The sequence below is a fragment of the Cognataquiflexum aquatile genome, assembly GCF_003316845.1.
GTDB lineage: Bacteria > Bacteroidota > Bacteroidia > Cytophagales > Cyclobacteriaceae > Cognataquiflexum > Cognataquiflexum aquatile.
This window is the reverse complement of record NZ_QMIK01000005.1, coordinates 127,782-140,605: the sequence shown is the minus strand read 5'-3', so window position 1 is coordinate 140,605 and position 12,824 is coordinate 127,782. Positions and strand designations below refer to the sequence as shown.

Annotated in this window: 13 protein-coding genes; 5 read left to right on the top strand and 8 right to left on the bottom strand. The window is 41.6% G+C overall.

All coding sequences use genetic code 11. The features are described from left to right. The first annotated feature begins 112 nt into the window (after nt 1-112). On the top strand, nt 113-1,426 hold the full coding sequence (locus DQW11_RS15790) for a Gfo/Idh/MocA family oxidoreductase (RefSeq protein ID WP_113925071.1): 1,314 nt from the start codon (nt 113-115) through the stop codon (nt 1,424-1,426). Nucleotides 1,427-1,488: 62 nt separating this feature from the next. Next, nucleotides 1,489-2,250 (top strand): 3-keto-disaccharide hydrolase, encoded by a 762-nt coding sequence (locus tag DQW11_RS15785; protein ID WP_113925070.1) that lies wholly within the window; start codon nt 1,489-1,491, stop codon nt 2,248-2,250. 13 nt (nt 2,251-2,263) lie between these two features. Here DQW11_RS15785 and DQW11_RS15780 read toward each other — a convergent pair whose 3' ends face one another. Further along, nucleotides 2,264-3,310, bottom strand: a complete 1,047-nt coding sequence (locus DQW11_RS15780) for a twin-arginine translocation signal domain-containing protein (protein WP_113925069.1) — start codon at nt 3,308-3,310, stop codon at nt 2,264-2,266. A gap of 151 nt (nt 3,311-3,461) precedes the next feature. Here DQW11_RS15780 and DQW11_RS15775 point away from each other — a divergent pair, with 151 nt between their 5' ends. Further along, nucleotides 3,462-4,301, top strand: coding sequence for a sugar phosphate isomerase/epimerase family protein (locus DQW11_RS15775; protein WP_113925287.1), 840 nt, complete (start codon nt 3,462-3,464; stop codon nt 4,299-4,301). 236 nt (nt 4,302-4,537) lie between these two features. On the opposite strand, the gene pyrF is transcribed toward DQW11_RS15775, so the two are convergent. The 7 genes from pyrF to DQW11_RS15740 all read right to left on the bottom strand — a co-directional run bounded on the left by pyrF (nt 4,538) and on the right by DQW11_RS15740 (nt 11,223). Then, nucleotides 4,538-5,356, bottom strand: coding sequence for an orotidine-5'-phosphate decarboxylase (gene pyrF / locus DQW11_RS15770; protein WP_113925068.1), 819 nt, complete (start codon nt 5,354-5,356; stop codon nt 4,538-4,540). Between the two features lie 40 nt (nt 5,357-5,396). Further along, complete coding sequence (locus tag DQW11_RS15765; protein WP_113925067.1) at nt 5,397-6,050, bottom strand: LolA family protein; 654 nt, start codon at nt 6,048-6,050, stop codon at nt 5,397-5,399. Nucleotides 6,051-6,096: 46 nt separating this feature from the next. Next, on the bottom strand, nt 6,097-8,559 hold the full coding sequence (locus DQW11_RS15760; protein WP_113925066.1) for an FtsK/SpoIIIE family DNA translocase: 2,463 nt from the start codon (nt 8,557-8,559) through the stop codon (nt 6,097-6,099). Nucleotides 8,560-8,692: 133 nt separating this feature from the next. After that, nucleotides 8,693-9,742 carry a quinone-dependent dihydroorotate dehydrogenase gene (locus DQW11_RS15755; protein WP_113925065.1) on the bottom strand — a complete coding sequence of 350 codons (1,050 nt, stop codon included), beginning with the start codon at nt 9,740-9,742 and terminating at the stop codon, nt 8,693-8,695. Between the two features lie 67 nt (nt 9,743-9,809). Then, nucleotides 9,810-10,739, bottom strand: a complete 930-nt coding sequence (gene xerD, locus DQW11_RS15750) for a site-specific tyrosine recombinase XerD (protein WP_113925064.1) — start codon at nt 10,737-10,739, stop codon at nt 9,810-9,812. Continuing rightward, nucleotides 10,724-11,017, bottom strand: a complete 294-nt coding sequence (locus DQW11_RS22660) for a type II toxin-antitoxin system RelE/ParE family toxin (RefSeq protein WP_113925063.1) — start codon at nt 11,015-11,017, stop codon at nt 10,724-10,726. The genes xerD and DQW11_RS22660 overlap by 16 nt, the downstream gene beginning before the upstream one ends. After that, nucleotides 11,017-11,223 carry an addiction module protein gene (locus DQW11_RS15740; protein ID WP_113925062.1) on the bottom strand — a complete coding sequence of 69 codons (207 nt, stop codon included), beginning with the start codon at nt 11,221-11,223 and terminating at the stop codon, nt 11,017-11,019. Before DQW11_RS15740 ends, DQW11_RS22660 begins: the two co-directional genes overlap by 1 nt. A gap of 116 nt (nt 11,224-11,339) precedes the next feature. Here DQW11_RS15740 and aroQ point away from each other — a divergent pair, with 116 nt between their 5' ends. Both aroQ and DQW11_RS15730 read left to right on the top strand, forming a co-directional pair. After that, nucleotides 11,340-11,759 carry a type II 3-dehydroquinate dehydratase gene (aroQ, locus tag DQW11_RS15735; protein WP_113925061.1) on the top strand — a complete coding sequence of 140 codons (420 nt, stop codon included), beginning with the start codon at nt 11,340-11,342 and terminating at the stop codon, nt 11,757-11,759. 6 nt (nt 11,760-11,765) lie between these two features. Then, nucleotides 11,766-12,821, top strand: coding sequence for an aminotransferase class V-fold PLP-dependent enzyme (locus DQW11_RS15730; RefSeq protein WP_113925060.1), 1,056 nt, complete (start codon nt 11,766-11,768; stop codon nt 12,819-12,821). Nucleotides 12,822-12,824 lie beyond the last annotated feature (3 nt).

Genomic DNA, 12,824 nt, shown 5'->3' with positions numbered 1-12,824 from the left:
AAAACCGATTTTTTTGAATTAGTGGATAGTTATTGTATTTTACTGATAATTAATAGATTGGAAAGATTAAAATGTATTTTCATTTACAGACCCAAAATAAAACAGCATTTATATGTCAGATAAAATTTATTCGCCCGAAAAAAAAGACAGGAGGGATTTCCTAAAATCCGCCGGTACTGCTTTGATTGGAAGTGCCGCTCTCCCTTTTGTTTTTCAGGTAAATCCTGCGTTTGCCATGAAGAACAATACCCTCAAAGTGGGCTTGATTGGCTGTGGAGGTAGGGGGACCGGAGCGGCACTGCAGGCTCTGAAAGCAGATACTGACGCAGTTCTGACTTGTATGGGAGATATATTTTCTGATTATCTGGATGAATCTTACCAAGCATTATTCGAAGCAAATCCCAATCAAGTCAAAGTGGGTAAAGAAAACCGTTTTGTTGGATTTGATGCCTACAAGAAAGTCATAGAATCGGACGTGGATGTGGTTATCCTTACTACTCCTCCTGCATTCAGGCCGGGTCATTTCAAAGCTGCTATTGAGGCCGGAAAACATGTTTTTTGCGAAAAGCCCGTCGCTGTGGATGCTCCCGGTGTTCGGAGTGTTTTGGAAACTGCCAAACTAGCAAAGTCCAAAAATCTCTCCGTGGTTTCAGGATTCACTTTCCGGTATGATTTTCCCAAAAGGGCTCTTTTTGAAAGAATCAACAATGGGGACATAGGTGAAGTAGATTCCGTGCTTACGGTAAGAAATGGTGGAGGTTTGTGGTATAAAGACAGGAAACCTGAGTGGAAAGAAATGGAATACCAATTGAGAAACTGGTATTACTATGATTGGCTTTCGGGTGATTATATCGTAGAGATGATGGTCCATAGCCTTGACATGATGTCATGGGCTTTTGGCGACAAACTTCCAGTCAAAGCCACAGGGTCAGGTGGCAGACAATCCCGAACCGAAGAAAAATACGGGAATATCTATGACCATTTTGCCATAGAATATGAATATCAGAACGGCGCAAAAGGAATCCATTTCAGTAGACAGCAACAAGGGGCTTCCAATATCAATAAAGCGGAAATCATGGGAAGAAATGGAAATGCAATCGTAGACATCGGAAGGCAAATCCATCGAATAGAAGGACAAAATCCATGGAATTATGAGGGTGAAAAAAACAATCCCTATGAAACCCAACATGAGGAATTGTTTGCGGCAATAAGGTCAGGGAAGTCTATCAACGAAGGTGACCTGATGGCAAACAGTACAATGTTGGCGGTTTTGGGGAGAATGGTCGGCTACACCGGGCAAACCATCGGATGGCAAGAAGCTCTCAATTCCACTCAATCCTTAGGACCTAAATTGGAAGAATATAATTGGGATCTGAAATGGCCTGTTCCTGAGGTGGCCATCCCGGGAAAGACCAAGTTTTTTTGATCAATCTTTCCATCCTCAATAGATTTCCTTTCTAAAAACCCTTTCCAAAAAATTTACTCCAAATGAAAATCCTGAGACCATTATCCATCGGCTTTCTTTTGTTTTTACTGACAAATTCCCCAAGTTTTTGTCAGGAATATCTTTTTGAGTTTGGGAAATCAAGGGGCTTAGAAGCCCTCGTTTCCGATCAGTCACCAAAAGAAACTTCATTAAAATGGTATAATGCCAACACCGAAAAAGACACTTGGTATTTTGATGGTCAGGAATTGGTTTGTAGGGGATTGCCTATCGGAGTGATCCGATCCGAAAAGCAATATGAAAACTTCATCATGCATATAGAATGGAAGCACATGGAACTTGGGGGGAACTCCGGGACTTTTGTTTGGAGCAGTGCTGTCCCCGGAGAGCAGAGGCTGCCCGATGGTGTCGAGGTGCAGATGCTGGAATTGGACTGGGTAAACCAAAATAAAAAAGATGGGGTCTTGCCTCCAATTGCCTACGTTCATGGCGAATTGTTTGGTGTGGGCGGAGTGACTACTGTACCTGATAACCCACGCGGAACCCGGAGCAAATCTATTGAAAACAGATGCTTGGGAAGAGGGGAGTGGAATACTTATGTTGTCATTTGTGTAGATGGCGTCATAAAACTTTCCGTAAATGGTAAGTTTGTCAATGGCATCAGCCAATCAAGTCAAAAGAAAGGTTACATCTGCCTGGAATCTGAAGGCGCTCCGATTCATTTCAGAAACCTGAAAATTACCGAATTGCCTTCAGGAGTCATTTCAGCCGAACAGATCGCCCCTCTTTTGACCTCTGGAAATTAAAAGACCTGAAAGATTATACCCGCGTTAGTTTGATGGGGTAACTTTTTGCCGCATTCCATTGGCAGACGTATATATTCTCGTCTTGATCAATGCATACATCGTGGCAGTGTTTGAAAATTGGCTCTTTTTGAATCATCAATTGGAGCTCTCCGTCAATGTATTTTGGTTGGGTACCTCCAGGATTTGAGACTACTTTATTGTTTTCATCCAAAATGGTTACAAAACCAGAATTGTCCATTAGCTCCAGGTATTTGGATCTGGACCAGCAAACCCCTGCATAGAGATTTTTACCATGAATAACAGGACGGCAAACAAAAGCCCCCGGAAGAAAAAGTGTTTCTAAATATTCACCTTCCATAGTAAATCTTTTGAATGAATTATGACCACGGGAAGTACAAAGAAGGGTAGGGGTTCCTCCTTTTCTTTGATCGACGGCTATTCCGTGGACAGTTTTGAATTGGGCATCACCATGTCCGTCACCGCCAAACATCCTGATAAAATTTCCTTTGCTGTCATATTGCAGCACATATTGTGAACCATAACCATCTGTAATATACAGGTCGCCGTTTGGCGCAACGACCGTTTCGGTTGGGGTGTAGCGCATCCCTTCTTTATAGATTCCCTGACTTGTCGGCTTAGGTATTTCTGTGATTATCTTTCCTTTCAGATCAGTTTTGATAACCCTGCCGCCATTGTCTACAATCCATAAAAATTCTTCACCACCTTCATTGACGAGGCTCAGGCCATGCGCAGATCCCAATCCCAAAGTCCACGAATCGAGGTACTTTCCGGATTGGTCGTAGATAATGATATTGTTTTTGGATTCATCGGTTACCATCAGCAGTCTGCCTTTCTTGTCCATGACCATTTCGTGGCAATTGATCACCGGATGTTTGGATGGATCGAGATTCCCCCAAGAGGCGTTTACTTTATATTTGAAATCACCGTGACCAATGATGGTATCCGGTTGTGATGCAAAAGAAAATGAAGGTGTTATCGCCATTGCGGCACCTGCCAAGGCGGAATGCTTGATGAATTGTCTTCTGGAGGAATCTGTCATGGGTTATTGAGTTTAGGACAAGTAATTTAGCAAAGTATCCCAAAATTTTCATTTTGTTTTTCTTGGATGGTATAATTTCCATCAGTCACATTCTTGGATGGCATTTTTAACAGGATTTACTATCTTCAATCAAACAAACCCAACAAGACCTATGAAAAATCTCTTTCTCAAATTATTCAGTTTAACAATTGTGATTCTGGTATCGGTACAGGTACAGGCACAGGAGATCGCATTGCAGATGTACAGCTTGCGCAATGAAATGAAAACCGATGTCAAAGGCACCCACGCGCTTATTCCCAAAATGGGAATCAATTTCATCGAAGGCGGGGGAACATACGGCATGAGTCAGGATGAATACAAGACTTTTATTTCAGGACTTGGCCTTTCTGTAGTGGCTGTCGGGGCTGATTACAAGCAATTGCAGGAAAATCCTCAGGCCGTCATCGACAATGCAAAAGCTTATGGTGCAAAATACGCCACCTGTTTTTGGATTCCCCATACTTCCGGAAAATTCAGCATCAAGGAGACACAGGAAGCCGTGGAGCTGTTCAACAAAGCAGGAAAAATCCTAAAGGATGCCGGCATTACCCTCTGTTACCATCCACACGGATATGAATTTACGCCACATGGAAAAGGCGTTTTGTTTGATGAATTGCTCAAAAACGCCAAAAACTACGCCTTCAATATGGACGTGTTTTGGGTGCAGATGGGTGGAGGCGATCCTTTGGCAATCATGAAAAAGTACCCTGATAAATTTCCTTTGCTCCACTTGAAAGACAGGGCAAAAGGAACCCCGGGAAGTTCAGATGGCAAGGGTGATGTGGAAACAAATGTAGTGTTGGGAACGGGAGACATTGATATCAAAGGACTGATCAAACAGGCCCAAAAGTCAGGAACGAAATACCTGATTCTTGAGGATGAGTCTTCTAGGTCTGTTCAACAAATCCCGCAAAGTGTGGCTTACATCAAAAAAGTGATGGCCGAGAAATAAAGCAAATGATAGAAATAAAACATGGATATACGCTTCTTTGCCAGTAACCCTATATTCTTCTTCATGGGGACGGAAGACGGAAGTCGGAAGACCGATGTACCGGATATTTCAGTCTGCAGACAAAAATTTAAATGGATATCCAATCCACTGGCATAATTGTGTATATACATTAAATAAAAAAAAGCCATGGAAACTTATTGAAGTTACCATGGCTTTTTTTATGGTTTGATATTGACCTAGTAGCAATATTGGTTAAGTAAAACTTCCATTTCCCCTTGTAGCTTTTTAGCCTCTTTTCTGGCCTCAGTTCCAAAATCAGGACCTTTTCCTGCATAAATTATTCCTCTCGAAGAGTTGACTAATAGTCCGCAACGGCTGTTCATTCCATATTTGGCCACATCTTCCAGACTTCCACCTTGGGCTCCAACCCCTGGGACAAGAAAGAAATGTTCAGGGACAATTTTTCTTACCTCACCGATTTTTTCTCCCCTTGTGGCTCCGACTACATACATCATATTGTCAGGATTGCCCCATTTACTGCTTTTCTCCAAGACCTCTTGGTAGACAGGTTTTCCGTTTTTCAATTCAGAAAACTGGAAATCCAGGCTTCCCTCATTGGAAGTCAATGCCAATAAAATAACCCATTTGTTTTCGTAAGAAAGAAATGGGCTGACGCTGTCGATGCCCATATACGGCGCGACGGTGATGGAATCAAAATCCATGGTTTCAAAAAATGCCTTGGCATAAAGGCCGGAGGTATTTCCGATATCGCCACGTTTGGCATCTGCTATGCTAAAAATATTTTTAGGGATATAATCCAAGGTCTTCTGCAGACTTTCCCAACCTTTTGGACCCAATGCCTCATAGAAGGCAATGTTGGGTTTATAGGCTACCGCAAAGTCTGCAGTCTGATCAATAATCTGCTTGTTGAATTCAAAAATAGGATCTGCCTCTTTTTGAAGATGGTTAGGGATTTTATTGAGGTCCGTGTCAAGACCTACGCACAAAAACGATTGCTTGATTTTGATTTGTTCAAATAGTTCCTGTCGGGTCATTTTGAAATGTTTTTCCCAAAAGTAGGGATAAAAATCAAAATCAGCGGAGGTCGATTATTTCCACCTTTCCGTATTTCTGCGGATTGAATGTGAAATAGTCATCTGTCAGTTCCGCATTGGTATTGACAGATTTGAATTTGTATTTGAAAATTCCCCCTTGGTCATCATAGATTTCCCAACTGATGAGGTCTTTTTTGTTTTTATCAACAAAAAGTTTTACCCGTTTAAAAGGCGCGTTTGATTTCTCTGCAGTCAGTTCAATTTCTTGGATGACAATACCGCCTTCAGTTTTTTCGCCGATCAACCTGTAATTGAATCCTTTTTGGTAAATGTTATAAACCGAGGAAGGTGTCAGTTCATTCTCCATGTCAGAGGCATTATTGATCGTCACCTCCTTGTAATTGTCTGTTGCGATGTAGGTCCAGACAGTTTTTCCGTTATTAAAAATCTCCTGCTCGGGTAATTTTAGATGGTATTTGTCCCCTTTGATAGCAATTTCACCGCTTTGGTTCTGGACCCGGCTATCAGAAACATCCGAATAAGAAAAGTCAAAGCTTGCTTTAAGACCTTTGATAGAAGCATATTTTTGACTTACGCCATCCAAAACAGCTTTGGCTTTAGGATCTTTTGTCTGAGAAAAGCCGGCAGAGAGGATGAAAAAGAAAAGAATGAAGGAGAATGTGATTTGTTTCATTTTGGTTAGTAGGAATATATTTTTTCCAGCATTTTAATCAGGATTTCTACAAATTGTTCAATAACCGTTCCAAACTTGCCTCATCCTGAATCAGCACCTCTCTGGCTTTGCTGCCTTCAAAGGGGCCAACAATCCCGGCAGCTTCAAGTTGATCCACTATCCTACCAGCACGGTTATAGCCAAGTTTTAGTTTTCTTTGGATCAGAGAAGTACTTCCTTGCTGATGCAAAACAATCAGTCTTGCCGCATCGTCAAATAACGGATCCCTATCAGACAAATCAATATCAGATAGACTTCCTTCACCTTCTTCACCGACAAACTCGGGCAATAAATAGGCATCTGGATAGCCTTTTTGGGCTCCGATCCAATCGCAGATTGAATCGACCTCGGGCGTATCCAAAAATGCGCATTGGATTCGTGTCACGTCTGATCCTTGAGACAGCAACATGTCTCCCATACCGATCAGCTGCTCAGCTCCGCCTGCATCTAGAATGGTACGGCTATCAATTTTGGAAGTAACTCTGAATGAAAGTCTTGCAGGAAAATTGGCCTTGATGATACCTGTGATGACATTGACTGAAGGCCTTTGTGTTGCCACGACCAAGTGGATACCGATCGCTCTCGCAAGTTGTGCGAGTCTGGCAATAGGCGCTTCAATTTCCTTACCGGCAGTCATCATCAGATCTGCCAACTCATCAATCACCAAGACGATGTAAGGCATAAATTTATGCCCTTTTTCAGGACTGAGTTTTCTGGCTACAAACTTTGCATTGTATTCCTTGAGATTTCTACATCCGGCATCTTTGAGCAGGTCGTAGCGGTTATCCATTTCTATACACAAGGAATTAAGGGTATAGATTACTTTTTTGGTGTCAGTAATGATGGCTTCATCCGTTCCGGGAAGTTTCGCCAGAAAATGTCTTTCAATTTTATTGAAAAGAGTCAGTTCTACTTTTTTGGGATCGACGAGTACAAACTTCAATTGGGATGGATGCTTTTTATACACCAAAGAAGCCAAAATCATATTCAGACCAACTGATTTTCCCTGACCTGTCGCCCCTGCCATCAGCAAGTGAGGCATCTTTGCCAGGTCCATGACAAATACTTCATTGGAAATGGTTTTGCCCAATGCAACAGGCAAATCTTTGTCGCTGTGCAAAAATTTCTCTGTTCCCAAAACCGCTTTGGCCGGAACCAATTCTCTGTTTTTGTTTGGAACTTCAATCCCGATAGTGCCTTTTCCAGGCATTGGGGCTATGATCCGTATTCCGAGTGCCGCCAAACTCAAGGCAATATCATCTTCCAGATTTTTGATTTTGGAAATCTTTACTCCGGGGTCAGGGATAATTTCATATAGGGTGACAGTCGGGCCGATGGTAGCTTTGATTTCCTGGATTCCGATTTTGAAGTTGACCAAGGTCTCCACGATCTTGTTTTTATTTTCCTCAAGTTCCTGCCTTGATACGGTCACTTTTTGGACGTCATATTCATTGAGCAGATCCAACGTCGGGTATTTATAATGCGGCAGATCCAAAGTCGGGTCATAGGGATCAAGGTTTTCAACCTCAAGTGCTGTCTTTTCTTCTTTGGGTTTGTTGATCGCAAATTTCTTTTCCTCTATTTTTTCAATAACCGGTTCGTCTTCCAAGTCATCATCACCTTGGATATTGAAAACAGGTCCCTTTACGGGAAGCACTTTTTCTTTTTCTTCAGACTTGATTGTCCATGAACTTGCCTCTTCTTCCAAGTCTATTTCTTCCAATTCATCCTCAAAGCCAATTTCATCTTTGGTTTCCTCTAACTCGTCCCTAAAGTCGGTTTCTGGCTCAGGACCGGCATTTTTGGTTTTTGATTTGTTAAAAATCGGATTAGATATCCAATCGAGTTGGTTGATATTGAAATAGAATATGATGAAAACCAAAAGGGAGCCAATGATCAAAATGATGGTTCCCCAACCTAAAAATTCATCTGCCAAAAGTCCGAGTTCAAATCCAAAACCACCGCTTATGTACCCCAATGTGCTGAACCCATCTGCTAACTGAACAAAATATCCTGTCACTAGCCCAATCCAAAATGCAAAAAACAACGCAAAGCCGCTGTATCTGGAGAGGGAAATAAGGGATTTTTTGAAAGCCATTTTGAAACCCAGGAAAAACAGGTAGGGAGGAAGTAGGAATGCCGCCAATCCAAACCACCTCCTGATAAAGATGTCAGACATTTTGGCTCCAAAAAGCCCAAGCCAATTCCTTGCTTCAGATGCCGTGGTCCTGATCCCTTCCTCCATTTCAGACACTACAAGACTTTGGTCAGCTTTGCCCGAAAATATGTAACTCAAAAACGCAAAAAACAAAAAAACAGAAAAAGACATCAGAATGATTCCGATGGCAAGAGGTATCCTTTTATCCTTTGCAAAGGCCAAAGAAAATTTCCCCGAAGTGGATTCTTGGGCTTTGGGTTTGGTGTCACCTTTTTTTCTGAAAGTATTTGTTTTTGGGGTATCCGAAGCCATATTTTGTTTTTACTGTCAATCTCCAAATAAATGGAAGATGGGCGAAATATACAGATTTCAAAACTAGGAGTTTTACAAATTCCTTAAACCATTTGTAAAGAATTAACTTTGATGTATTTAAAATCAGGAAGTATTATTTTGATCTGCCCTGCAAATACTTGACCAATCCTTTATTTATTTTTTTGATCAATCCTGGTCCCTCATAAATCATTCCGGTGTAAACCTGAACGAGTGAAGCGCCGGCCTCCAATTTATCGATGGCATCTTGGGCAGAGAAAATACCACCTACCCCAATAATGGGGAATGCTTTATTGGATTGACTGGAAAGGTATCTTATAACCTCAGTACTTCTTTTGGCAAGAACTTTTCCACTCACACCACCCGCGCCCATGGCCTCTACCTTAGAAGTGCCAGTTTTTAATTGTGACCTGTCAATGGTGGTATTGGTCGCTATGACGCCATCTATTTCGGTTTCGATGACGATCTCAATGATATCATCCAATTGGCCTACGGTGAGGTCCGGGGCAATTTTCAGGAGTATGGGTTTTGGTCTTGATTTTCTGGAATTCGCCTCTTTGACAGCGATCAGAAGTTTTTTTAAAGGCTCTTTTTCTTGAAGTTCCCGCAGGTTTGGCGTATTTGGTGAACTTACATTGACCACAAAATAATCCACATAAGGATGTAAAGCATGGAGACAATAAAGGTAGTCGTCGGCTGCTTTTTCGTTTGGAGTCAATTTGTTTTTTCCGATGTTCCCTCCGATGAGGACATCGGTTTTTACATCTTGGAGTCTTTTGATGGCTTCTTCCACACCTCCGTTGTTAAATCCCATTCTATTGATCAGGGCCTCATCCTCAGGCAACCTGAATAACCGTGGCTGAGTATTGCCTTCCTGGGGTTTTGGAGTCAAGGTTCCGATTTCAATAAACCCAAATCCCAACATGGCCATTTCATCGATCAGTTTGGCATCTTTATCAAAGCCTGCAGCAAGACCGACAGGATTTTTGAAGTGAAGTCCAAATACCTCTCTTTCCAAAATAGGATTTTGGTAATCAAAAATGCCCTCAATGATGTTTTTGATGAGGGGTAGATTGAATGTTTTTTTTATCCAAGAAAAAGTAAAATAATGCGCGTCTTCCGGGTTTTTGACAAAAAGTATTGGTTTTAGCAAAGATTTATACACAATGATCGGGGTTTTTTCAATTCGCTAAATTAAGTGAATTGCTTGGGAAAAGGGAAGAAAATATGGCTTATTTCCTTGGATGAAACTCATTGAGTACCTGTCTCAGATAATCTCTGTCCAAATGTGTGTAAATCTCTGTGGTTGTGATGCTTTCATGTCCGAGCATTTCCTGGACAGCACGGAGATCGGCGCCGCCTTCGATCAGGTGGGTCGCAAAACTGTGTCGAAAAGTATGAGGGCTTACATTTTTATTGAGCCCGATAGCCTCGACCTGTTTTTTGATGATGAGAAAAATCATCACACGACTAAGTTTTTTGCCGCGGCGGTTTAGAAAAACATATTGTTCATGACCTTTGACCGGTTCGATCTCTTTTCTTTTCTCTTCGACATAAAGTTTCAGGTACTTCAAAGCATCCCTTCCGATGGGAACAAGCCGCTCTTTATTTCCCTTTCCTATCACCCTGAGAAAACCGACATCTGCATAGACATTTCCAATCTTCAGGTCAGTCAATTCCGATACCCTCAATCCCGAACTGTACAGCACCTCCAACATAGCCCTGTTGCGGTGACCTTCTTGCTCGCCGAGTGGAATGCTTTCAAGAATTTGGGTGATTTCGATATAACTGAGTGTGTCAGGAAGTTTGCGGCCTAGCTTTGGAGCTTCCAAAAGTTGGGCTGGATCTTCGGATATGCGGTCCTCATACATCAGGAACCGGAAAAATGCCTTTATCCCCGAAATTATCCTTGCCTGTGTATATTCTGAGATTTCGAGTTCTGCGAGTCCATTCACAAAATACCGTAAATGCTGCAACTGTACCTCGGTCGGTCGGGTGTCGGGAAAATTCTTCACCATATACCTGCTCAGTTTTTCCATATCCTGCTGGTAGGCTAGGATGGAGTTTTGGCTTAGGGAGCGCTCAAGCTTGAGATAATGTTGAAACTGGCGGAGGGAAGCATCCCAATGGTTGGAAATGGTATGGATTACTTGTTTTGCCATCTTTTAGGATCCAAAGATGTATGGAAAACAGCTAAAATGATAATTTCAGATTTGACAACGGTGTAATGAATTCCATATGGAAATTTTTCCAAAAACTTTATTCTGATTTTATGATAACGAACTTGGAATTGTAACGGGTTAAGCTTAATACTTGATATGGCGGTTTCAAAAAAGTCCCTAAATATAAGTCCTAAACCAAGTTTCTTATCCTCGTACCATAAAAAAATCTCTCTCAAATCGTCCTCTGCCTGTTGAGAGATTGATACTATATAGGTCATTATTTTTTAAAAATTTCCAATTTTGCCTCTTCCCAGTTTCTTTTTGAAGAAATTCCTTCTTCTAACAAAGTTAGTCTTTTGAGAACTTCTTCTTGTTGCCAATCGGGTATTTCAATTTCCTCAGAAATGCGGGCATAATCTAAGGATTGAATTAAAGTGATGAAATCATTTATTTTCTCGTTTTCTATTTCCAATGTTACTCTCATATTGAATTCATTTTCAAGCTAAATATAATTAATTACTTTTCTACTCGAACTATTCCCCATAAAAAACAAATCCTTCCTTAACTTTGAACTCAGATAACCACTAAACCTATTTTGCCTTGAAAATCATCATCATCAACGGTCCCAACCTCAATCTCTTGGGTAAAAGAGAACCTGAGATTTACGGGAGCACTTCTTTCGAAGAATTCTTTGACACGCTCAAAACCAAATTTTCCGAAATCGATCTCTCCTATTTCCAAAGTAATATTGAGGGAGAAATTATTGACAAAATCCATGAGGTGGGCTTTTCATATGATGCGATTTTGCTCAATGCCGGCGGGTATACGCACACTTCGGTGGCCATTTCTGATGCGATAGCGGGAGTGAAAACCCCTGTATTGGAAGTGCATATCTCGAACATCTACAAGCGCGAAGAGTTCCGCCACAAGAGTATCATCACCAAAGAATGTGTGGGCATGATTTCAGGCCTTGGACTCAAAGGCTATGAATTGGCTATCCGTTATTTTCTCAACAATTAATCCACCATGGTAACATTTGCTCCCGGACCTTCCAAAGTCTATGACAGTCTTCCAAAATACATGCAGGAAGCATACGAAAAAGGTATTTTGAGCGCCAATCACCGCTCTGCAGTATTTATGAACCTCTATCAGGAAACAGAAACCCTGATGAGAGAAAAGCTGCACATGCCCCATGATTACAAGCTGCTTTTCACTTCTTCAGCTACAGAAAATTGGGAGATTATTTCCCAATCTATTGTGCAGTCTGCAGGCTACCATATATTCTCTGGTTCTTTTGGCAAAAAATGGTACGAATATGCCAAGTATATCGAACCTAAAACATTTGCCCACAAGCTTGATGCAGACAAAACTGTCGACGTGGAATCATTACAAATCGGAGAGGAATTTGACCTGATCGCCATTACCCAAAACGAGACCTCCAATGCCACCCAGGTGACGAATGAGACCATCGCTGCGATTGCCAACAAGTATCCCGAAAAAATGATCGCTGTAGATACGACTTCTTCCATGGCAGGAATCGAGCTTGATTTTACTTTGGCTGATATTTGGTATGCTTCAGTTCAAAAATGTTTTGGTCTTCCTGCAGGATTGGGGATTTTGATTGTTTCCCCCAAAGCCATTGCCATAGCAAAAGATAAAGGGGAAAAAGGCAGGTACAACAGCCTGAATTTCATGTTGGAAAATGCAGAAATCTACCAGACCCATTACACACCAAATGTTTTTGGAATATACCTGCTTTACCGTGTGCTGCAGGATATGCCTGAAATCCAGCAAACCGACCAACAGACCAGGGACAGAATGAGGAAACTGGAAGATACCATTGCAAATACGTCCAAGCTGAGGATGCTTATCCAAAATCCAGAAGTCCGAAGCAGTACAGTTTTGGCTATTTCAGGAAAGGAGGAATTCATATCAGAAATCAAAAAAGCTGCAGAAAAGGAAGGAATGCAGTTGGGAAGTGGATATGGTCCCCTGAAGCCGACCAGCTTCAGAATTGCCAATTTCCCGGCCATCAATGAGTCTGAATTTTCAAAGTTGGTGGAATTTCTAAAGAAATATTGACCC